This window comes from Bacteroides faecium, assembly GCF_012113595.1.
Lineage (GTDB): Bacteria > Bacteroidota > Bacteroidia > Bacteroidales > Bacteroidaceae > Bacteroides > Bacteroides faecium.
The window spans coordinates 1,854,190-1,878,890 of sequence record NZ_CP050831.1 but is presented as its reverse complement, the minus strand read 5'-3'; the positions used below and the strand labels follow the sequence as shown (position 1 = coordinate 1,878,890).

The following is a 24,701-nucleotide window of genomic DNA, read 5'->3' as shown; positions in this document are numbered from 1 at the left end:
TAGATCATTTTTAGACTCCGGTCGATTGCAAAGATAATGAAATTGTTGGTTTGTAGGGTTTATCCGACAAGGCATTTTTAGCTCATATAGTTTATCCATTTTAATATAATTACTGATTTTCAACAGCTTATATATTTCTTGTTGAGTTTTTATAGAATTAATAATTGGGTAATGTTGAGTTCTTGTGAAACAAAATACGAGGAATTCAGGATTGAACAGGCATATCTTTGCAACGTCGGAACAAGACAATGAATTGATTCCGATTGCAAATTTGAGTTACACTTAAAATTAATACCATGAAAAGAGTTATTCTTATTTTTTGCAGCGTGCTGCTAGGACAAATCTCTTTCGCCCAAGCCCTTCGGGTCACAGGTCAGGTCACTTCCGCAGAAGACGGATTCTCACTGCCGGGCGTTACAGTTTCAGTAAAAGGTACTACGAATGAAGGAACCATCACGAACATGGATGGTAACTACTCTATCAATGTGGCTAAAGGAAAGACTTTAGTATTTACGTATGTAGGGTGCAAGAAGCATGAGGTCACCGTACAAAAGGGTGGAGCAATGAATATAGTACTGCAACCCGATGCCCAGATGCTGGATGAAGTAGTAGCTATCGGCTACGGTACGATGAAAAAGAGCGACCTTACAGGCTCGGTTGCTTCCGTAAAAGCCGACCAACTGCAAAAGACTCCCGCTGCCGGACTTGACCAGGCGTTACAAGGACGTGCCGCCGGTGTCACCGTCAACGCGAATTCCGGGCAACCGGGTGCTGCCGCCGAAGTACGTATCCGCGGTATCGGTACGGTGAACAACAGTGCGCCTATTTATGTAGTGGACGGAGTGATTGTAGACAACATCACCTATCTAAGCCCGAGCGATATTGAATCCACTGAAATATTGAAAGACGCCTCAGCAACAGCTATCTACGGTTCGCGTGGTGCAAACGGCGTGATTCTGGTAACAACCAAGAAAGGTGGAAAAGACGGGAAAGCTGTCGTTTCACTGAATGTATATGCAGGTATACAGAATCGTTGGAACAAGCTGGACCTGATGGGAAGCCAGGAATTTGCCGAGACATTAATCAATATGAATAATGTAAAATCAGAAATGAACTTTTACGAAAAGAATGGCTTCAATAAATGGCTACGCGCCTATCGTCTGGGAGATTCAGAATACTATCCTACCAAGCTCGACTATTCCACAATCGAAACAGACTGGCAGGACGAAGTATTCCAAAAGAACGCACTTGTGCAGAATTATCATGTATCCGTAGACGGTGGAAATGAGAAAAGCAGTTATTCCATCAGTGGAAGTTACTTCACACAAGAAGGTACTATTATGGGGTCAGACTATGCCAGAGTCACTCTGCGCGCCAATTCCTCTCATCAGGTAAAAAGCTGGTTAAAAATTGGCGAGAACCTCTCGTTCATGAGTTCACATGGGCGCAATGCAATGAATAATAATAGCAGTCCCGGAGCATCAGTGCTTTCGGCAGCTATTGCCATGGCTCCTTGGGATCCGACTCATTATCCCGATGGAAGTGTCAACAAAAACGGAAAAGATCTGAGTGGTCAGATCAGTGCTGCCTCCAACTTCAAGAATGTGGTTAATCCATATTCAATGGTCTACACATCTGAGCCGTCAGACAAGACAGAGCGTTGGGTAGGCGACCTTTATCTGGAACTGACTCCAATCAAGGGGCTCACTTTCCGTTCTGATGTCAGCCTTGATTTAACAAACACACGCTCGAAACTGTATAAGAGCAAATATGAGTACTCCAGTTACGACAAGGCTGAAAAGAACTTCATATCAAGCAGTATGGCACGTTATTCGAATATAGGCGTCGAAAACACATTGACTTATACCAGAGAAATCAAAAAACACAGTTTTTCTGCCATGGTAGGTCAGACAATGGAAGAATACAACTACTATAGCATTGGTGGCGCCGGCTCTTCAATCCTGAATCCAAAAGAGACAAACTGGTATTTGTCTCAGGCAACCGAAGACCAGACAAAAGCTTCCGACTCTGCCAGCCGTTCCCGAAGATTCTCAATGTTGGGACGTTTGCATTACTCCTACAACAGCCGTTACTTGATCACGGTTAACTTTCGTGCAGATGCTTCCAGTAAATTCCCGGAAAACTTATGGGGATACTTTCCATCAACGGCCTTGGCATGGAGAATCAGTGAAGAAAATTGGATGAAAGATATTACCTGGCTTGATAACCTGAAGGTACGTGTCGGTTGGGGACGTATCGGTAATGATAAAATCGGTGATGACAGTTTTATCCTTAAAATGATGAATACAGGACCTACTTTCGTTGATTATGTACTGGGTAGAGAGCAGGCTCTTGCCAACGGCGCAACTATCTTAACCTATGTAAACAGCGGTGGGAAATGGGAAACTACGGAACAATGGAATGCCGGTGTAGACTTCGGACTATTCAACAATAAACTCTCCGGTACAGTAGATTTATTCCTTCGTGATACAAAAGAAATGCTGTTAGGAGTAAAAGCTCCGGCACATGTAGGTAACCGCTACGATGCCACTGCAAACGTAGGCACTGTAAGAAACAAAGGTATTGAAATATCACTTAATCACCAGAACCGAATTGGACAGGTAAACTACTCTGTAGCCGGTAACGTCTCATTTATCAACAATAAGCTGACCGCCTTGAATGGTGGAGAAAAGGTGTATGGCGACCGTACAATCAGCGATGAAGGACTGCCACTATATACATTCTGGGGATATCAATATGAAGGAATCTACCGTACCGACCAGGAAGCTCTGGATCACTTATATTCATATAAAGATGAGCCCAACTCTATCAGTTACCATGCCGGAGATGCCCGCTACAAAGACTTGAACGGAGACGGTAAAATTGACAATGATGATAAAACCGACTTAGGCAACCCGTTCCCCTGGCTGACTTACGGATTGAACCTCGGAGCAGACTGGAAAGGTATTGATTTGCAACTCTTCTTCCAGGGAGTATATGGCAACAAAATATTCAATGCTGTAAGACTTCGGACAGAAGGAACCGGAAATGAAGCGACACTGAGCACAACGATGCACAATGTATGGTCTAAATCGAACCCGGAAGGTGATATTCCGAATCCTTACGGGAGCTCGACCAACAAAGAAAATAGCAGCCGCCTCATCGAGAACGGAGCTTACTTACGACTGAAAAATCTGCAAATCGGTTATACACTACCCACGGCAATAGTCAGAAAAGCAGGACTCAGCAGATGTCGTATTTACCTGTCTGCTAACAATCTATTCACAGTTACCCCGTACACCGGATATGACCCGGAAGTCGGTGGTGGCGTAGATTATGGTAACTATCCGCAGTCCAGAACCTTTATGTTAGGCGCAAATATTAACTTCTAATATCGACGAAAAATGAGAAAATATATCTACATCAGCATATTATGCCTTTCAGCAGGGCTGACTTCCTGCAATGACTGGCTGACAGAAGAAGGTCCAATGGTTACCAAATCCGAAGACTTCTTTACCAACGAAGAAACAGCGGTACAATCAGTCAATGCTGCTTACGTACCTCTCATGTGGGAATACAACAACACCTATTATCCCGAATGGTTCATTGGCGACGTGGTATCGGATGATGCCTTGAAAGGCGGACAAAACTTGTCGGATATGGCTGACGTCTATGACCTTGAGAACTTCAAGACCATTTCCAACAACGGATTACTCTTGGATTATTACCGTGCCCAATATCAAGGAGTGGCACGATGCAATTTAGCAATCGAAGAAATCCCTAGAATGGAAGTGGATGAAAAATTCACTGAGAAGCTACGTGACAGATTGGTTGGAGAGGCTAAGTTCCTGCGTGCCATGTACTATTTTCGCCTTGTACGAATGTTCGGCGGAGTTCCTAAAGTAGATTACGTTATCTATAGCAGCGAGAAGTGGAAACAGCCACGTGCCACCAAAGAGGAAATTTACGACCTGATTACTAAAGACCTTCTTGCCGCAGAACCTGTACTCTGGAAAAAGAGTGAATATGAAGATGCTGATTTAGGCCGCGCAACCAAAGGAGCCGCACAGGCTATGCTGTTGAAAGTCTATCTATACATGCATAATTATACTGAGGCTAAGAAATGGGGAGAATTCATCAAACTCCAGGCAGAAGCCGGTGAATATAGATTATGCGAACAATACGCGGACAATTTCACACTGGAAGGAGAGAATGGTTCGGAATCCGTATTTGAAATTCAATATATGGATGAACCGACTTCCGACTTTGGTGAAGGAAACGGATTTACCCGCGGAACATTCACTACGATTCTGACACGTTCGCGTTCTACTGCATTCGGTACTTCCGGATGGGGATTCAACAAGCCGACACAGAATCTTTATAATGAATTTGAGAATGGTGATCCGCGCCGTGAGATTTCCATCTTAAATCCGACAGATGCACAGATTACGACTCCAACAGAAGAAATTTATCTAGGCAGCAGATACGTAAGTCGGAAATATACATTGATGGACGAGAACAACCGGTACGCTTCATTATCACATACGACTCGTTCTCCCATCAATAATAAAGTGATCAGATATGCCGACGTATTATTGATGTATGCCGAAGCATGTTGTGAAACCAACAATTTACCTTCCGCCAAGAGTGCACTCAATGCTGTCCGCCAGAGGGCTCGCGGAAATAATCCAGACATACTCCCGGACTTTCCTTACGGCAGTTACAATGACAACAACAAAGAAGACTTGATAAAAGCCATTCGACATGAACGCCGGGTAGAACTGGCCATGGAAGGTCACCGCTGGTTCGATCTCTGCCGATGGGGAATTGCCAAATCCACAATGGATGCTTATAAAGCGGGGGAGAGCGCAGAAGCCAAGGCCGAAATGGGTGACTTCATTGAAGGAAAACATGAATTATTCCCTATTCCGCAAGAAGAAGTCAATTTAGGAGGATTAACGCAAAACTCCGGATACTAAAAACCAATATTATAAAAACTTTATTGTCTAATTTAATACTTAATTATCATGAAAAAGAAGAATTTAATGCTGTTATTTATCAGTGCATTATTAATGGGATTTACATTTGCAGGTTGTGGTGGTAGCGATGATGACGGAGAGCCCAAGAAACCGGATACCGAAACACCGGGAGGAGACGACGGAAATGGTGGAGATGATGAAGATCTGAGCGGTATCGTCGACCCCAATGGCTCTTTGGAAGGAAGCAACTATTATGTTATCCAACTGGACGAAACATGTGCAAAGAAAATAAAAGGTAAAGTGATAGCCGAATTCTATGCAAACGGCGTTGACGGAGAAACAGAAGAAGAGGCAGCTAAAACAAGACATCTCTATGTGTGGGATAACACATATGAAGCAGGAACACCTCAAGGTCCCAACTGCTACGGTCTGGTTCAAGGTTGGACGAGTCTTGTAGTGACCAGTGTAGGTTGGTCAGGCGCAGGATATAGTGTGCCGGCATACTGCAAAGACGATTTACTCAAAATGATGGAAATAGGTAAAGAACCCGAAAAATACTTCCTACACATTTCAGTAAAAACGAAACAAGCCGGTAAGTCTCACCTTCTTTTGCTTAATTTCGGAAGCAATAATACAGGAAAAGTTGCTATAGGGAATGCACCGTTCGTAGATGGCGATACATTCCAGCCCTATGCTCCTATCACTACTGATGGCGAATGGAACGAACTTAATATCCCTATCACAGAGTTTATGAAACCAGCAGCAGGCGGACTTGATTATTTAAACAAAAGCGACATAGAAACCAAAGGTACAAATGTTCTTAGCTTCCTGAGCGGAGGAGTAGCCGGTACTACCTTTGATTTCGACGCAGTCTTCATTTATAAGAAAAAATAATCGAAAGAATAGCTAGTTCAATAGGTATCAGTCTCATTAGTCTCCACCTCTTTTGTTCTCTCCAAGACCCCATGGTGGAGACTAATTACTCCTCAAAATTAAAATTATAGCATGAAAGCAAAAAACAACTGTATGTTCACACTCGCCATAGCGCTCGCGTTTGCATTCGTAAGCTGTTCGGAAACAGATGAACCCGGCACAGAAGAACCTAAAACTCCTACGGAAGAAGCAGATGAGACAGGTTCGGGAGAAGTAGATGGCTATGCATTAGTATGGCAGGACTTATTCAACCAATCCCCGCTTAATCAGGATAACTGGAAGATTGAAATAAATGGAAACGGTAACGGCAATGCCGAACTACAATATTATCGTGCCGAAAATATAAGCATAGGCAAAGAGCCGGACAGCCAAAAGAGTTGTCTGATTATAACTGCCAAAAAAGAAAATTATGAAGGCCGTTCTTTCACCTCAGGTCGTTTGAATACAGATGGCAAGCATAAGTTTACTTATGGCAAGATAGAAGCCAGCATCAAACTACCTAAAACAGCGAATGGTCTTTGGCCTGCTTTCTGGATGTTAGGCGCGGACTATGCGACAAACGGATGGCCCCGCTGCGGAGAGGTAGACATTTTAGAAATGGGACATACTGACGGGATAAAGGGTAATAAAACTGAGAAATACTTCAATGGCGCCTGCCACTGGGGATATTACGAAGGAGCAGGATACCCCAATTATGCAAAGGCCAGTATGGCTCCTTACAGTTTGCAAGATGGCAATTTCCACTTATTCACGCTAATCTGGGATGAGAATGCAATAAAAATGTATCTCGACCTGGATAAAAATCCGGATACAGCTCCCTACTATGAGATGGATATTACGGATAAGTCTACAGACAAATCACCGGGAAACTATTTCCATAAAGACTGTTTCATACTCTTTAATCTCGCCGTAGGAGGATATTTCACCGGTATATTGAATCCTGCCCAAATAACGGCATTGCCTGACGAAGAAGCCAAAATGTATGTAGACTTTGTCAAGGTCTATCAGAAAAATAAATAAATCGACTCAACCATTCAAGCCATGAAAAAGATATTCTATTCACTCATACTATCCACACTGATGTTCGGAGCCTGTTCCGCTTCGGATGACGGAGTTCCTCAAACACCTGAAGACCCCGACGGGACACAGGAACCGCAGGAAGAGCCGGTCACCTACACCGGTATACAGAAACGTAGTGTAAAACGTGGAGTCAGCTATAGTTTCCAGCTCCCCAAAGAAGACACGCAAATGTTGGGAAGTGCCATATCCTGGGCTTACAACTGGGGGACAGAGATTTCTTCCGATTTAAGTACTGAGTTCAGCAAGCAGCAAATCGACTATTGCCCAATGTCATGGAATGCCAATCCAGACATCGCTCCCAAGATTCGCAGGTACGTCAACGCACACCCGGAATGTAAATATCTACTTGCATACAATGAGCCTAATCTGACAGACCAGGCAAGAATGACACCCCAGGAAGCTGCCGCACAATGGCCTGCACTGCGTGCATTAGCTTCTGAACTAAATCTGAAGCTCATATCTCCGGCTATGAACTACGGAACATTGCCGGATTATAGTGACCCGATCAAATGGTTGGACGAGTTTTTCAGCAACGTTCCCCTCAGTGATGTAGACGGTATAGCTATCCATTGTTACATGGAAAGCCCTTCTTCTCTTATCAACTATGTAAGCATGTTCAAAAAATATGGAAAACCTATTTGGTTAACAGAATTCTGTGCATGGCCCAGTAGTGATAAGATTAGCATATCAAGCCAGATGAACTATATGAGCGAGACTCTTCATTATCTTGAGTCCGATCCTGACGTATTCCGCTATGCCTGGTTCATCCCAAGAGGTATTGGACCGACCGATCCAAGTACCGGTACAACCAGCAACAGCTTATTACCCGGTAAGCCCAATGCATTGACTGACCTCGGAACAGTGTTTGTGAATATGTCCACTCTGGATAAAACTGCTTATTACAATAAGAATCAAGTTATTCCCGCCGAACACTACAGTTCAATAAACACAGTTGAGAATTTAACATCAGTCAGCGCACACCTGCGCCCTACAACCGATATTTCGGGCATATTGGATGTTTATGATTTGAAACAGGAACAATGGCTGAAATATCAACTGGATGCTCCTAAAGCCGGAACTTACCAGTTGGATATCCGCTATACCAGTTTCAGAGATAACAAGGTTGAGATAACTATAGACAAAGGTACGGCAGCAACACTAGACCTGCCTAATGTAGACAGCAAATGGACTACTGTCACTACCAACATCCAACTAAAAGCAGGTAAGCAAACGCTACGTATAAAAGTCACTACAGGCAATATTGCATTAAATTGGCTGCGTTTCAAAGACTAAGCCCAATAACAATAGGTATAAATATAAAAGAAAATGAATACATTAAAGAAAGCCACCGTCTACGGTCTGACCGTATTTAGCCTTCTTGCCTGCAAACCGGGGCAAGACAGTACGGAACAGAAGATAGATGCTCTACTCTCTAAGATGACTCTGAAAGAGAAAATCGGTCAGATGAACCAGTTGACAGGACTCGGGCTGGCCGAAGATATGCAAGGTGCCATCCGGAACGGCGAAATCGGTTCTATCCTTAATGAATTGGATTTAGCGACCACCAATAAACTTCAGCATATTGCCGTGGAAGAAAGCCGTCTGGGCATTCCGCTTATATTTGCACGGGATGTCATTCATGGTTTCAAGACCATCTTCCCTATTCCATTGGGGCAAGCAGCAAGTTGGAATCCGCAAGTAGCAGAGAACGGCGCGCGTGTCGCAGCCTTAGAAGCCAGTTCCGTAGGTATCCGCTGGACATTCGCCCCCATGATTGACATCAGCCGGGATCCGCGCTGGGGACGTATTGCCGAATCATGCGGGGAAGACCCTTATCTGACTTCCATAATGGGAAATGCAATGATTAAGGGATTTCAGGGAGACACTCTCTCCTCACCTACCAGTATAGCTGCATGTGCCAAGCATTTCGCAGCCTACGGTGCCAGCGAATCCGGTAAAGACTATAACACCACCTGGATACCGGAGCTACAACTCCGCGAACTTTATCTTCCCCCTTTCAAAGCAGCCGTAGATGCCGGGGCAGCTACTTTCATGTGTTCTTTCAATGACATCAACGGAGTGCCTTCTTCCGGCAGCACCTTCCTGAATCGCCAGATTCTACGCGACGAGTGGAAATACGATGGTTTGTTAGTCAGCGACTGGGGTTCTATCCAACAAATGATTCCCCACGGTTTCTGTGCCGACCTGAAAGAAGCAGGCGAGAAAGCAGCCATCGCCGGAGTCGATATGGACATGATGAGTTATGCTTATATCAACCATCTGGAAGAACTTATAAAAGAAAAAAAGGTAGATGAGAAACTCATCGACGAATCAGTACGCAATATTCTTCGGTTGAAATTCCGGCTAGGGTTATTTGATAATCCATATATCAAGGAAGGTGCCCCCTCAGCCTTTTATCTGGATTCTTCTTTGCAGCAGGCTAAAGAAGCAGCCATCGAAAGTGCTGTTTTATTGAAGAATAACCTGCAGACCTTACCACTGAATTCTTCAGTCAAATCGGTAGCAGTAGTAGGACCACTGGCAGACGCACCTGCCGATCAGGTAGGAACCTGGTGTTTCGACGCAGAGCCCGAACATTGTGTCACACCTCTGACAGCGATACAGCAGGAATGTGAAAATAAGATTCGTGTAATTGCCGAACCGGGATTAACTTACAGCCGGGATAAGAGTGAAGCTGGAATAGACAAAGCCGTTGCCGCGGCCCGCCAAGCAGATGTTATTCTGTTCTTTGCAGGAGAAGAAGCCGTATTATCGGGCGAAGCCCGTTGTCGCGCAGATATCAGTTTACCCGGAAAACAAACGGAAATGCTCAGGGCACTGAAGGCTACCGGAAAACCGGTTGTATTGGTAATTATGGCAGGAAGGCCCTTAACTATTCCCGAGGAAGTAGACATGGCAGATGCCGTATTATATACTTTCCACAGTGGGACAATGGCAGGACCGGCTATCTCTGATTTACTGTTCGGCAAAGCTGTTCCTTCCGGTAAACTGCCGGTAACTCTTCCGCGCATAGTCGGACAGGTGCCTATCTATTATGCACATAAGAATACAGGCAGACCGGCATCAAACATCACATTGATAGATGATATTGAAGTAGGTGCCAAACAGACATCTATCGGCTTTACCAGTTATCACCTGGATGCCGGAGACAGTCCTTTGTTCCCATTCGGATACGGACTTTCCTATACTACCTTTACGTATGGAGACTGTCAGCTTTCTGCCGGCGATATAAAACCGGGCGATGTGTTAACCGTTGCCTGCGATGTTACCAATAGCGGTTCATACGATGCACAGGAAGTAGTGCAACTCTATATCCGTGATAAAGTCGGTTCATTGGTCCGTCCCGTGAAAGAGTTGAAAGGATTCAAGAAAGTAATGATTAAAGCCGGAGAAACTCAAAAAGTTGAATTCACCCTTACTAGTGATGATCTGGCTTATTGGAATGCTGATATGCAACAACGTGCAGAAATCGGTGACTTCACCGTATGGATAGCCCCCGACAGTCAGTCCGGTGTAGGTGCCGACTTCAAACTGACCAACTAGTCATTTGATTAAAACTTACATTTCATTCATCTCAAAAAATGCCGGTCTGAAAGATTCACCTTTCAGTACCGGCATTTCCGTATCTATGTCCATCTCTTAATAAAACCTAACAACAGAAACAATTTCCGGGCAAAATGCCTATCTTGCATAAAAACCAAATACACAGCAACTATGAAATTGAAAACTACGATTCCTAATCCCTTACTTGCAAAGATGAGATTGTTTCTTATTGTTCTGACTTCCTGTGTTATCGTCACCTGTATTTTCCTGATTATCATTCATCCGGAAGCATGGATTGCACCATCCTGCGGAATAGTAACCGCCTTGTGTATATTGCTATATCAGGTATATTGTATCCGTAAGAGACGAAAATCCTAGATGAGATGTTGTTTCTTCAGTTCTTCGGCCACAACTTCCAGTTCTTTGTACCACTCCTCACCGAATTTACGGATTAAAGGCTCTTTCAGGAATTGATAGACAGGAAGATTCTCTTTTTTGCCCAGTAAAACTGCTGCCTTACATACGTCCCAACGGTGATAATTTACCGCCTTATAAACCCCGTAATCGCCGATTCGGATGGGATAAAGATGGCAGGACACCGGTTTATAAAAATCTGTTTTACCTTCCCTGTATGCCTTCTCAATAGCACAATAGCAACATCCTTTTTCATCATAACAGGTAAAGACGCAGTCCTTATTATTCACAATTGAAGTAACCAGGTCACCCTCTTCATCTGTATACACCACCCCTTGCTTCTCTATGATTGCACGGGCTTCGGGTGCCAGTTCATCCCAAATAACCGGCAACACTTCTTCCAATTTCTCCACTTCATCCAGTCCCACAGGCGCGCCTGCATCACCCTCAATGCAACACTCCCCTTTACAAGCATCCAGATTGCAAAGAAACTTTGCCTGAAAGACATCAATAGACACTACTACATCACCAATCTGTATCATATTAAAACTTACGTAAGACAAAAAGGGCGGAGTAGTACTCCGCCCTCCCGGTTATAGAAATCTAAATTACTTAATCAATACGTTTCCGTCCATTTCAGCCGGAACTTCCAGCCCCATGATCTTCAAGATAGTCGGAGCAACGTCAGCCAAACGGCCGTTTTCTACTTTCGCAGCCTTGTTCTCGGTTACGTAAACGCAAGGAACAGGGTTCAGAGAGTGAGCAGTGTTCGGAGTACCGTCTTCGTTCAAAGCGCGGTCAGCGTTACCGTGGTCAGCAATGATGATTGCTTCATAATCCTGTGCTTTAGCAGCTTCGATTACATCCTTCACGCAAGCATCTACCGCAACAACAGCTTTCTCGATAGCTTCGTAAATACCGGTATGGCCTACCATATCACCGTTAGCGAAGTTCACTACAATGAAGTCATATTTGTTTCCGTTGATGGCAGCCACCAATTTATCTTTTACTTCGTAGGCACTCATCTCCGGCTTCAAGTCGTAAGTAGCCACCTTCGGAGACGGAACGAGGATACGTTCTTCCTTGTCAAACGGAGTTTCACGACCACCGTTGAAGAAGAATGTCACATGGGCATACTTTTCCGTTTCAGCGATATGAAGCTGGCTCTTTCCGTTAGCAGAAAGATACTCACCCAAAGTATTGGATACGTTTTCTTTATCGAACAGGATATGAACACCCTTGAAAGAAGCATCATACGGAGTCATGCAGTAAAATTGCAGTCCCGGGATTGTATGCATACCTGCTTCCGGCATATCTTGCTGAGTCAGTACGACGGTCAACTCTTTTGCACGGTCGTTACGGTAGTTGAAGAAGATAACGACATCACCTTCCTTGATTGTTCCGTCAACGTTCGCATTTGCAATCGGTTTGATAAATTCGTCTGTCACGCCTTCATCATATGATTCCTGCATTGCCTGAACCATGTCGGCAGCTTTCTTTCCTTCACCGTTTACCAACAGGTCATATGCTTCTTTTACACGTTCCCAACGTTTGTCACGGTCCATAGCGTAATAACGGCCGATGATAGAAGCTATCTTTCCTGCTGATTTCTCGCAGTGTGCAGAAAGTTCTTCGATAAAGCCCTTACCGCTCTTCGGGTCGGTGTCACGACCATCCATGAAACAGTGGATGAATGTATTGTCGATATTGTATTCTTTAGCGATGTCGCAAAGTTTGAAGAGGTGGACGAGTGAACTGTGTACGCCACCGTTGGAAGTCAATCCCATGAAGTGAACGCTCTTTCCGTTTTCTTTTGCATAAGAGAAAGCAGAAACGACTTCAGGATTCTTCAGGATACTGTTGTCCGCACATGCACGGTTGATTTTCACCAAATCCTGATAAACCACGCGTCCGGCACCAATATTCAAGTGACCTACCTCAGAGTTACCCATCTGTCCGTCGGGCAAACCAACGTTTTCACCGCTTGCCTGAAGCTGAGAGTGAGGATAAGTAGTTGTCAGATAATCCCAGTAAGGAGTGGGAGTGTTGAAGATTACGTCGTCTTTCTTTTGGTCGCCTAATCCCCAACCATCGAGGATCATTAAAAGGGCTTTCTTGCTCATAATATTTCAATATTTAAATTATCACTCTGATTTTCGGGCGCAAAGGTACGAAAAAGATAGTTATGTAAACGTTTAATCTATGTTAAGTTAGAGAGTAAAAGAGTACAAGGCTATGGATATTTTTCTTACTTTGTAAGAATATGATTAAACACTTTCATCAAAAAACTACTATTATGAGAACAACTCTACTTTGCATCTTACTTATGTTAACGGGCATACTCAGTGCACAAACAATCGACAATCCGCCTTTTAAAGCCCGTTCGGGAAGTATTATCAATATTACCCGCATAGAGCGCACACCCGAAAACACACGAATATATGTACATGCCATCTTCCGTCCACACTGGTGGATAAGCCTAGACGGAGATGATTATTTGGTAGATGTCGCAACCGGCAAGAAATACATGTTCAAAAGTGCCGAAGGAATCGAAATTAAGAAACAGGTCTATATGCCGGATTCAGGAGAGAAGGATTTCGTCCTCATTTTTGAGCCACTGCCAAAGGAAACCGAGACTATCCACTTTATGAGCTCGGGAGAATCTACGGAATGGAATACATACGACATCTCTTTAACCCCACAAAAAGGAAAGAAAATCCCTCTACTAACAGCCATCAAAGGCAACTGGTTCAAAAAGGACAATCCCGGTCGGTGGGAATATGGGATTTATGATTCAATCACTATTATGAATAATCGGATATATACCAATGAAAGTGTCCGCAAGAAGGGGAAACGAATTGAGATTACCGTCAAAGACAAGCAAAGTGACGATATCAGTACGCTACTGATAACTCCACAGAAAAATGGTAACTGTGCAATAAAAACAGACAGAGCAAACGAGTTGCTATATACCCGCCAAAAAGGGGCTATAAGCACCATTGAACCAGATAACGGTTTTCAACAATTCTTCCATAAAGATACCACTTATCTGCAAGGCTATATCGATGGATATGACCCACGACTAGGGTTTGAAACAGGACTGATTTACCTGTCTAATGAAATCACCCGCGAAGACTATCCGACTGTCCTACAAATAGCAAAAGATGGAAGTTTCACATGTAAATTCGTTATTAATCATCCGCTAGAGCAATCATTAACCCTCAATAACAACTGGATTCCCTTCTACATTGAACCCGGACAAACTCTCACCATGTACATTGACTGGGAAGAGCTAATGGCACGAAGTCGTGCACGCGACTATAATTTCCCCATTAACAATACAGCATACATGGGGCCGTCAGCTCCCCTTTCTTATATACTATCCGATTTTAGTAAATTAATTACTTACGGTTATGGGGATTTATCCAAATCACAAAAGACACTTACTCCCAACCAATACAAGGAACATATGAGGCCTATTATCGCACAATGGCAACATGTTGCTGATTCCGTATGCCAAATCTACCAACCTTCTCCAAAAGCTATTTGCTTAATTAAGAATAAAGTAAAACTACAAACAGGGAATGCATTCTTAGATTTTGAAATGAGCAGAGATTATTATGCCCAACAAGACACAGCCAATCAAGTCTTGAAAATCAAAGCTGATGATTCATTCTACGATTTTCTAAAGAAAATGCCACTTGACGATAAAACTGTTCTTGCAGATGAGAGAGCAGACAACTTCATCAACCGCTTTGAATACATGACTCCACTTCGAAAGGCATATTCGGACGAAGTCGATAATTCGATATACATTTCTTTCACTTATCCACAAAAGCCTCTTTTATCATTTCTCAAAGAAAAAGGGGTGAAACTGAATGCAGGACAAGAAGAATTAAGACAGAAGCATGAAGAACTTGCCGGGCAAAAAGTAAGAATAACGCTTGCAGAACTTCAGGAAGAGGATATGATAACTAATACCCTATTTAAACAGGAAGAGAAGCTAGTAAAAGAATACATAGACTATACTAAAAAACAGAAAATATCTCAAGAAGAAGAATCGCAGCAAGAAAGTGATAGAGCAAGCATGGCAATGGAGCAAAAATATGTAGAAAAGAAAGATGCCATAATTGCCCGGCTATGGGGTGACACCAATCCTTTCCTATGGCAAATAGCTAAAGTACGTAGCCTTACTTTTAATCTACAAAATATAAAAACAAAAACAATTGCCCGCGAATACGTAGACAACCTTAAACAGAATCTCACTGATGCATTCCTGGCAGCCGAAGCAGAGCAAGTATTTGAGAATGCTTATCCTTCAAAAGAAGCCTCATCCTATCAGCTTCCGGAAGGCAAAGCAACCGACATTTTCCGCAATATCATCAAGAATCATCCAGGCAAAGTTCTGTTTGTCGACTTTTGGGCAACAACCTGCGGCCCTTGCCGGGGCGGAATAGAAGCGACGGCAGACTTGCGCAAGAAATACAAAAATCACCCGGAGTTTCAATTTATTTATATCACCGGAGAACGAGAATCTCCTGCCGGAGCCTACAAACAATATGTAGAAAAGAACCTGAAAGGAGAAGCAAGTTATTATGTCACAGGAACAGAATATAATTACCTACGCCAACTTTTCCATTTCAACGGTATTCCCCATTATGAACTGGTTGAAAAAGACGGCAGCATCTCTAAAAAAAATTTAGGAAGCCATACTATTGGACAATATCTGAAGAAACGTTTCGGTACTTCTGAATCAACAGAACACCAACAGGATGTAAAGTAAATGTAAACAGAAATAGCAGAAATTATAAAAAAGCGGTGCAAAAGGATGGAAGCCAGCTCGATTTTCCGTACCTTTGCACCGCTTTTAAATTAAATCATAGAAATATGGACGATTCAAACCCGCGAACGTGCACAACTAGTATTAATTAAAGCGAACAGAGTCATTGCAAACTGGTGTCTCTGCTCGTGCTAAACAACGAAAGGAGACAATAAGATGAGAACGTATCTTTATTGTGAAGCTGGCTTTGTGGAAAAAACACAATGGCTTCCTAACAGCTGGGTAAACGTAGTATGCCCGAATGATGATGACTTTGAATTTCTGACCAAAACGCTCAATGTTCCCGAATCATTTCTTGACGACATAGCCGATACGGACGAACGTCCGCGTACGGACACGGAAGGTAACTGGTTGCTTACCATTCTACGTATTCCCGTGCAGAACAAGCAGGACGGTAGTCTGCCTTTCGGTACTGTTCCGATTGGCATAATCACGAACAATGAAATTATTGTATCGGTCTGTTATCATAACACTGATTTATTACCGGATTTTATTGAACATACCCGCAGAAAAGGAATTGTTGTACGTAATAAGCTCGATTTAATTTTCCGGCTTATCTACTCTTCTGCCGTATGGTTCCTGAAATATTTGAAACAAATCAATTTGGATATCAGTGCCGCAGAAAAGGAGTTGGAGCGTAGTATTCGTAACGAAGACCTGCTCCGCTTGATGAGATTGCAGAAAACACTGGTTTACTTCAACACTTCCATTCGGGGAAACGAAGTGATGATAGGTAAACTAAAAACGATTTTCCAGGATACGGATTATCTGGATACGGAACTGGTAGAGGATGTGATTATCGAATTAAAACAAGCACTTAATACCGTAAATATTTATAGCGATATTCTCACGGGAACAATGGATGCTTTTGCTTCCATTATCTCGAATAATGTGAATACTATTATGAAGCGTATGACTAGCTTATCAATAGTCTTGATGCTTCCGACATTGATTGCCAGTTTCTATGGCATGAATGTGGATATTCATTTAGAAGAAGTTCCTTTCGCTTTTTCTCTGATTGTACTCTTCTCCATCGGATTGTCTACAATGGCGTTCGTGATATTCCGGAAGATTAAGTGGTTCTGATAAAAGGAATAGCGCATGATAGATAAAGTCTGATTTTATATCTATCATGCGCTAAAGCCATTCAAAATCCGAAGCCCTCTTAAAAATCGGATAAATCTATTTCAGAGATACCAACCAAACTGGACAATGAGACTTCTTCAGTTCCCCAAGTCTCTACAGTTACAGTATGGCTCTGTCCATTTTCGTATGAATGTTCAGATGTCGCGCCATATTCTTCACTCTTTCCGTCTCCCCAAAGTATTGTTCCTACAATTCCCTCTCCTTTAAAGGAAGGCAAGATAAAAAGGGCATTGTCATGCACTATTTTCAACAAGCTATAATTGGGAATTGACATAGAATCGCTGTCAACATTCAAGGAGATTTGCTTTGTTTGTTCCGGGAATAAGGTCAATTTACCTTCAGTCAATGACAGGTAAAAGATATACTTCATCCCGCCGGCAACACCATATTTCGGAAGTTGGCAGGGGTAATCTTCACCATCAATTTTGAAAGTAACCGTTACATCCGAACCGGAAGAGACAAAAGGAATACAGAAAAACTCAGGAATATTTTCTTCCCATCCATTCTGCTGAATATTTACATTGCAAGCATACTCATACTTTGCGGAAACAGTTCCCTTAACAGCACCCGAAGACACATCCAATGTACCTGACTTACAAACCGGTTTTCCACTGATACTGATCTGTTCCAATTTACCTTCTCCCGCATAATTATCATTTTTGATATTAAAAGCCAATGCAGCCAAAGCATGTTTCATCGTCAAAACCACTTTCGGGTTATTGCGACTGACAGCAACCCCGTTACCAGAGTAAAGATAATCCGTTTGACTCGTTATGTCAACCGGAACAGCATTCATCTTCGCAGACGTCTCCTGATAGGGATAAACAGCATAAAGATAGCCTTTTGCGCTACTACCAAACTCTATGGCAGGTACTCCTTTCCACACTCCGCCTTGGCAAACAGCCTTATAGTTTCTTGCCTGTTGCAGAGACTCATCCGCAGTTTCCTCTGCCATAAATACATTCATTGCATCGCCATCATCCAATTTCGTAACTACATTAGTAACGGCACGTGTTTGCACTGTTGTAGTAAAAGTCACTTCCGTTGCAGGCTCTTCCACATACTCCTTGTCGTCATCCTTGCATGCGACTACAACAGCGCAGACGAGAACAAGTAAGAAATATCTTTGTATAGCAGTCATTCTATTCATACCGATTATTTTTGGTTTCCAATTACAAAATTCAATTCTTTCTTATCAGTCCCTTTTTCCAGAGTCAACTTATAGGTTCCAGCAGCCAACGCACTTGTATCAATTCGTATTTCCGGCTTGGCATCAGTTGTCTTTCCTGATAATTTTTGCGCCGCACCCAATGTAAGTTTATAAGCTACCTCCGATATCGTCTTCAACAGAATTATTTTATCCTTTTTGTTATAAGACAAAGAGGTTACTTCATCAATTCCCGGTTCCTTGACTATGATTTCGGACACAACTCTTTCATAAGCTAACATTCTTTGCCAATCGGAAGGAGAATCAGGATCGGTACTTCGATAACGTAACCAAATACGATCTCCGGCTGCCAACGGTTGAGTTATGCGACAAGGAATGCGTGACCAACCCCTGCCATAATTAGCATCTAAATTTTCGAAAGGAAGTGTGCCACTACTAATATCTTCCTTCCAAACACCATTCTTATCTACCAACGAAAGAACTCCTTCACCATTAAAAACATTAAATCCCATATTATAGCAATAGCATACAGATACAGTGAAATTCTTACCCGGCTGAAAGTTGGTTTCTGTCGTAGCCAAACCATTATATTGTGTTCCATCCGAAGAAGAAGAAGTACCGGCACCAAGTACTAAAAGATTCTCATATCGGGAGTTACCATCCTCTTTCTTTAGATCAAACACGGCTGATTGATAATAATTGAATTCATATCCTCCTCCGGTTCCCGGCGTGGTGGGATTCAAAGCAGAAATTAAATAATACCCGTCACAAGAGCCGCTCCATCCCCAGTTTACACTAAAATATTCATTACTTGTATATCCGTCCAAAACAAACTGATGTCCTGCATTATCAGATGTATATCCTGCATAAAACACGGGACCATTTGTCGTTATTTCCTGTTTTAACATACGAATCCATTCCGTATCCGAGTACCATTCCCGTCGCAAAAGCTTAGCTCCTTTTCCATATCCCATATAAGTAAGCAAACCCAGCACAGCTTCTCTCGTAGGAGCACCAGTTTCTTGAGCAGTATACATCGCTTTAGACATTACTCCACAATCAAAAATCAATTGTGCTACGTCATTCTGTTCTTGTATAGTCCAATTGTTTTTATATGATGTAAGCGGCATATTATTCCAATTGTATGTATGTCCCAATGAATGCCCGGCTTGTGTCCGTTTTACGTTCCTATATTCATAACTATAATCAGATAAAGTGCCTATTCCCTTATCCGGCCATTGGTGATATCTCATAACAATAGCCAAAGCAGTAGCTACACAACCAGTCACTGCCCTTTGTGAATTAATGTATGGACAGTATTTATTATAAGGATTAACTTGATCCCATTTGGCTGTCGCCAGTTTCTTCTCCACAGTACCAATACTGGCAGAAACATTCGTCCAATATTGAGCGGTCTTAGCCGAAGTGGTTACATTCTTCTTCCTCACATCGTTTATTTGCCTGCGCAATTCTGCCAGCCATTCCTTCAAATTGACGGGCATATCTTCTGCCTTAAACTTATTCTCAAAAGAATACGCCAATACGGGCAAAGTGACATCTTCACCTGATACGATAACAAAACCTTCCTGATCGGTGCGGTCAAATACATAAAAAGCCGGTTCTCCGGAAGTCCTCGTACCCGACTCTTCACCATTCCAGACCAATTGTAACCGAGGAGAAGCACCACGTGTCTGCGCACTCGTCTTGAAAAAGTTAACAGCCAAAGACTGCGCTTGCCCTACCGTTACATTATCCGCAAAAAGCAGTCCCGGTAAAAGACTACATAAAACAAATAAGATTCGCTTCATCTTATTTGTCCATAAACATGTCCAATTATACACCCTTATTTCCATTTTATATTTAATTAGTTTGTATACTACTCACAATGCTATGTATTAACACGATTAACTACGGAAGTACATAAAAATGTAACGGCTCAGTATATACCGACTCATTCCTCTCTTCTACCCTATCATGGAATCCTGCGGCAGTTGCCATAACCGCAATACCCACTCCTAAAAGAGAATATGTTTTTAAAGCATTCCCTATAAGCTTCCCATTTGATATTAAATATTTACTAAGCACACAATCGCATCCAAAGGAAGGAACCTCAATAGTGCTAGTTTGCGTAGGAGTCAGTTTAAACTTCTTATATTCCCCTATTTTATACGAGCCTTTCTCAAAAGAGATACTTTTCCATATCATTGTACTATCCAAAGGAATCTCCTGAATTACACATGAAGTTATCTCAGGTTGTGACAACTGGGTAGAGGTAATCTTTGAACAGGAAGTACATATTCGCAATGAAAGAAAAACACTTTCTCCAAGATGAATAGTATCTTTACTCAATGCTGCAGATAATGTCACCGCCGGATTATCATCTTTTAAAGCCGGCATAACCTGTGCATCACTCGCAACAATCTCTCGAGAGGGAGAAATATTCAGTTCACGACCAAATCGCACTTTTAAAGATGGCAGTGTTAATTTTCCTTTCTGTTTGGCTTTCAGTTTCAACACAAGTTCACAAGACTTCACAGTGTCTCCTTTCACAACCGCAGTATTAGTTCGATAGTCATAATGGAGAAATTCAAACCGTTTCGATTTGCTAATATGAATATCTCTAGGCTTCTGTTTCATTACAAAAGCTATTTCAAAGTCCTCTCCTACCTCTGTCCTTTCCGGACAGATTATTTCAATATTCGTTTCTCCTTGTTTATAAGCTTCCTGAATTCCAGAGTTATTATTATTCAAAAACTTTTGCTCATAGGAGTTGATATTCGGTACATCTCCTTTAATTGAAGAAATTACATCCGTTGGTATAGGATAATATTTCAGCCGACGAGTATCTACATAAACACGGTTCACTGCAGGGCTACTCCCACCTGATATTTTCACCCCACGTTGCAACCAATTACCCTCTTTGTCTTTTTTCAAATACTGATAATAATAAGTTAACGCACCTGATGGAATTGTATCGCAGTAATATACCTTTTTATAAGGTAATGTTTCCGCCCCTTGAAAAAAGTATTGGTATTTACAAACCGGATAAGAACTAATCAAATGTTCCACAATTCGCCCTTCCTCATCAAAGACATATTTCTCTACCTCTTTTTTCGTATCACAGGAGATTTCCCTACGTACATTTCCTAAATATTCTACTTCAAAAGCCGTAATAACTCCTCGTTCCAATACATATTTATAGTTCTCTTCATAAGAAAACTGCTTATGTTTGAATTGAGCCAGAGCGCCTTCTTCATTGAATTTGATTAATGTACCGTCAGAATATATCACTTCTGAAACATAACCTTTGAGACATTGTACTTTCCTGTCATTTATCTTACCTGAAGTTTCTGATTGGCTAACATCTGCGCCAACTACAGGATAACTGAATAGTAAGCTTAGAAGAAAATACAGAAATCTCCACCCTACAAATATCTTCCGTGTCATAAACATACCGGTTTTCAATAATAAGAGAGACTTATTTCTGCGTCATAGTTCTCTGCGGTTGCCCCATCACCATTATAGCTACTATGATCATGAATCTTGGTCAAGCGACCATCACTCCATTCATAGTCGAAGCTAAATATATTTTGCCAATCATCATTCCCATTTACAAGACGATCCATCAGTCTTTGAGGAGCTTTTCCCAATATATTCAATAAAGAAGCATAGCATAAGATTACATTATCTCCACCACAAGAAACTGCATCATCATCATATCTAAAGAGCATAAAATACGGAAGGTTAATGGATAGCTCAGGTACTGGGTCTGTCCGATAATTTATTCCGGCCTGATAATCATCACCTTCTCCCTTCATCGCTGTCATCAGATTCTCCGACCAAGTCGTTTTTACACTGCCCGACTCTACTCCACTAGTTGATGAATAGGAATAGGAAATACTTTTCAGATGTTCCTGAGAATCGTAAGTGAAGTATAATGTACCACTTCCCGAATAATCATTATCAACGCTCTGATAAGTACAATCAGCTTTCGTCGCCCAGCCTTTATCGTTTAACGTAAATACTGCAGTATATAAGGTGTGATTGGATAAAAGAGCATTAGTCATATGCACTTTATTGGAAGTATAAGAAATATCCACAGTTCCTGCCGAACCATCTCCTTCTCCATCCGTATCTATAAGTTGATAATCTATAGCACTAACACGCAATTGAGTGTCAAAATGAGATTGAAAGCTCTCAATATATCCTTCTGTTGAAGAAACCGTAATATCATAAGGCCGATCAATATGCTTTAATTTCATAATCATCTCTTTTCCACACACAGGACAAACCTCTACAAAAATCAGTTGAGTTCCCGTCAACTCTGTATAACGATATTCTCCACGCCTGCCATCTTCAAAGAGGACAGTAACTTTCTTATTAGGAGAATCCATTTCATAATGAAATGGCGCAGGCTCTTCTCCTGCCTCAACAAGAACGCCTGTACCATCCGTCTCGAACGAAATTGCACCACTTTTTCCTTGATGTTCTCCATCAGAACAAGAATAGCCAATCTCTCCTGACCAAAATCCTATAATAGAGAAGACGGCATCGTCTTCTTTACCCTCATCATTATCCGAACAAGCTAAAAGACATACACAACCCAATAAAATACTTGATAAAACCTTAATTACATTTCCCATAATCATTATTTTTTATGCATAATAGTTTTGCGACTCAATCATAGAAATACGAATAATAATATCCCTGTCCCTAATTCAGGTATCGACTTCGTATTCTTTCTTACTTTCTAATTCTAATAATATGTATCAAAGTTACATCACTTTCTTGAATTAAAAAAAGCCATAATTGCGTAGAAGCAATCAAAGCCTTCTTTTCCGTGACTATCCTTTAGAAAAACGTACCTAAATGGTCAATATTTATTCTTTAGAATAGAAGAATACGTCAAATAAAACAGCCTGTCATCTAATCACAGATAACAGGCTGAAATTATACGTTTTTACTTCGATAGAGAATTAATTAAAAGAGAATGTTTAGAGAGAGAAATTAAATTTCTATTTTATCCTTGTTTGTTTACTTTTCTTCCACCCAATGGAATAGAGACTCCAACGAATCCGTTAACAGAGTTAGAGTTCTTTCCTAAGAACATATAGTCAGTTCCGAGAAATACAGGACCTAATTTCAGACCCAGACCGAAAGACTTACCTGCTGACTGAATTACTGAGTAGCTAAGTGCTACGTTAAACCAGCTTTTTGGACGATAGTTTGCAGAGAATGTCAATTCTGTAAGTGCATCGGGTTGTACAAAACGAGTTGTAGACAATGCACCAACTGCTAATTTGTTATTGAAGAATCCGTATTCTGCACCTACTACTAATGTAGAAGCCAGGCGAGATTTACGAGATTCTTTTGCGTCACCAACTTCAAGTTGCAACATATCGTAGTTAAGCACATCACCTTTTGTTACGAGCTCCATATAATCCTTAGTATCAGCATCCAACTGATTCAATGCATTTGTAATGCTAGCTTGCGGATCAGATGGATTAACCATATCCGCATACTTACGTCCTTGTATATCAATAGGATCAGGATTAGCAGATGCTATTTTTGTACTTGATTTAGACCAAGATATGAATCCCAAATCAAGAATAGAAGCAGATACGGTCAAATTATCCATTATTTTATAAGATGCCCCCAAGTCGATACCAAAACCATAACCGGCTATACCTAATTTACCACTGTCAAAATCAAAATCAGTAACGTAATCTTTACCTTCTTCTTCTTTCAGTTCCAAACCTTTAAAAGAACTTTTCAGTTCTGCACCAACATTCAAATTTGCATGATAATTATTGAATTTAGCTTTCAATTCTGTAGCTTGTTTTATTGCTTCCTGTGGAGACAAGTTATCCCAATAACTTGCACTTGACCAGTTTGTAATCTCCTGATTAGTAGGCAAGTTAGCATTCATTGCAATATTATTAAGCTTCAATTCCATATTACCGATACCCAACAAAGCTTTCACTCTGGCACCCACTGTCAAACGACTATTAATCTGACGTGAAAGTCCCAAGCCAACTTCAGCGTAAGCATTGATATTCAATTGTTGGTTACTAATATCGTAATTACTATTTCTCCAATTATCTTCTATTCCATCCATCTCATTCAAAAAGGTGAACATCTTTTTCGTCAAGTTCGCACCAATATCTGTACGAAGCCCGATATTGAATGACCAAAAGTTCTTACCTTTATACCATCCGGCAGAAAGAATTTCTGTACTGAAGTTCACATTCAGTTTATTATTATCTTTCAGACGATTCATAAAATCCGGTTTGGTATAAAATTCATCCCCATCATCAATAATATCAATGATATCCTGATATCCTAATGAAGTAGACCCAACAGTCGCATTTACGGCACCAATTACCGGAAGGTTGAAATACCCCTTTGTCGGTGTCAAAGCCGGATTCAATTGTTGACGATAATGCGTACCTTCCATAAAATAAGAAGTACGCAAGAACTGTGCATTTGCCGAAAGAGCGCAAATCAACATGATAGAAAATACCCCGATAAACTTAGTAGAGCGTAATAGTTTGTTCGTTGCCATGATTTTAAACTT

The 24,701-nt window shown here is 41.7% G+C and carries 16 protein-coding genes; 9 read left to right on the top strand and 7 right to left on the bottom strand.

Annotated elements, in window-relative coordinates; all coding sequences use genetic code 11:
• The first annotated feature begins 296 nt into the window (after window positions 1-296).
• The 7 genes from BacF7301_RS06570 (at window position 297) to BacF7301_RS06540 (ending at window position 10,934) form a co-directional block, all read left to right on the top strand.
• Window positions 297-3,392, top strand: a complete 3,096-nt coding sequence (locus tag BacF7301_RS06570) for a SusC/RagA family TonB-linked outer membrane protein (protein ID WP_167961344.1) — start codon at window positions 297-299, stop codon at window positions 3,390-3,392.
• Between the two features lie 12 nt (window positions 3,393-3,404).
• On the top strand, window positions 3,405-4,979 hold the full coding sequence (locus BacF7301_RS06565; protein ID WP_167961342.1) for a RagB/SusD family nutrient uptake outer membrane protein: 1,575 nt from the start codon (window positions 3,405-3,407) through the stop codon (window positions 4,977-4,979).
• Between the two features lie 48 nt (window positions 4,980-5,027).
• Window positions 5,028-5,873 carry a hypothetical protein gene (locus BacF7301_RS06560; RefSeq protein ID WP_167961340.1) on the top strand — a complete coding sequence of 282 codons (846 nt, stop codon included), beginning with the start codon at window positions 5,028-5,030 and terminating at the stop codon, window positions 5,871-5,873.
• A 111-nt stretch (window positions 5,874-5,984) separates the two neighbouring features.
• A complete protein-coding gene (locus BacF7301_RS06555) occupies window positions 5,985-6,932 on the top strand; it encodes a glycoside hydrolase family 16 protein (RefSeq protein WP_167961338.1) in 948 nt (315 codons plus the stop codon).
• Window positions 6,933-6,953: 21 nt separating this feature from the next.
• A complete protein-coding gene (locus BacF7301_RS06550; RefSeq protein WP_167961336.1) occupies window positions 6,954-8,285 on the top strand; it encodes a glycosyl hydrolase in 1,332 nt (443 codons plus the stop codon).
• Between the two features lie 33 nt (window positions 8,286-8,318).
• The gene (bglX, locus tag BacF7301_RS06545) at window positions 8,319-10,556 is read left to right on the top strand and encodes a beta-glucosidase BglX (protein WP_167961334.1); all 2,238 of its coding nucleotides are present in this window, start codon (window positions 8,319-8,321) and stop codon (window positions 10,554-10,556) included.
• A gap of 171 nt (window positions 10,557-10,727) precedes the next feature.
• Window positions 10,728-10,934 carry a hypothetical protein gene (locus tag BacF7301_RS06540; protein ID WP_167961332.1) on the top strand — a complete coding sequence of 69 codons (207 nt, stop codon included), beginning with the start codon at window positions 10,728-10,730 and terminating at the stop codon, window positions 10,932-10,934.
• Here the strand turns inward: BacF7301_RS06540 and BacF7301_RS06535 are convergent.
• Both BacF7301_RS06535 and gpmI read right to left on the bottom strand, forming a co-directional pair.
• Window positions 10,931-11,512 (bottom strand): DUF3109 family protein, encoded by a 582-nt coding sequence (locus BacF7301_RS06535; protein WP_167961331.1) that lies wholly within the window; start codon window positions 11,510-11,512, stop codon window positions 10,931-10,933. The genes BacF7301_RS06540 and BacF7301_RS06535 overlap by 4 nt on opposite strands.
• A 66-nt stretch (window positions 11,513-11,578) precedes the next feature.
• Window positions 11,579-13,093: a 2,3-bisphosphoglycerate-independent phosphoglycerate mutase gene (gpmI, locus tag BacF7301_RS06530; RefSeq protein WP_167961329.1), complete on the bottom strand. Its 1,515-nt coding sequence runs from the start codon at window positions 13,091-13,093 to the stop codon at window positions 11,579-11,581.
• 173 nt (window positions 13,094-13,266) lie between these two features.
• Between gpmI and BacF7301_RS06525 the strand changes: the two genes are divergently transcribed.
• Together BacF7301_RS06525 and BacF7301_RS06520 are read left to right on the top strand one after the other, a co-directional pair.
• Window positions 13,267-15,753, top strand: coding sequence for a TlpA family protein disulfide reductase (locus BacF7301_RS06525; RefSeq protein WP_167961327.1), 2,487 nt, complete (start codon window positions 13,267-13,269; stop codon window positions 15,751-15,753).
• Window positions 15,754-15,966: 213 nt separating this feature from the next.
• Window positions 15,967-16,896, top strand: coding sequence for a magnesium transporter CorA family protein (locus BacF7301_RS06520; protein ID WP_167961325.1), 930 nt, complete (start codon window positions 15,967-15,969; stop codon window positions 16,894-16,896).
• Window positions 16,897-16,975: 79 nt separating this feature from the next.
• On the opposite strand, the gene BacF7301_RS06515 is transcribed toward BacF7301_RS06520, so the two are convergent.
• From BacF7301_RS06515 to BacF7301_RS06495, 5 genes are all read right to left on the bottom strand, one after another.
• Entirely contained in the window at window positions 16,976-18,106 is a 1,131-nt protein-coding gene (locus BacF7301_RS06515) for a fimbrillin family protein (protein WP_167961323.1), read from the bottom strand.
• A 5-nt stretch (window positions 18,107-18,111) separates the two neighbouring features.
• Entirely contained in the window at window positions 18,112-19,932 is a 1,821-nt protein-coding gene (locus BacF7301_RS06510; protein ID WP_167961321.1) for a C10 family peptidase, read from the bottom strand.
• Window positions 19,933-20,032: 100 nt separating this feature from the next.
• A complete protein-coding gene (locus BacF7301_RS06505; protein WP_167961319.1) occupies window positions 20,033-21,571 on the bottom strand; it encodes a BatD family protein in 1,539 nt (512 codons plus the stop codon).
• Window positions 21,572-21,585: 14 nt separating this feature from the next.
• Window positions 21,586-22,767, bottom strand: coding sequence for a DUF4595 domain-containing protein (locus tag BacF7301_RS06500; protein WP_167961317.1), 1,182 nt, complete (start codon window positions 22,765-22,767; stop codon window positions 21,586-21,588).
• A 377-nt stretch (window positions 22,768-23,144) separates the two neighbouring features.
• On the bottom strand, window positions 23,145-24,689 hold the full coding sequence (locus BacF7301_RS06495; protein WP_167961315.1) for a DUF5723 family protein: 1,545 nt from the start codon (window positions 24,687-24,689) through the stop codon (window positions 23,145-23,147).
• Window positions 24,690-24,701: the final 12 nt, after the last annotated feature.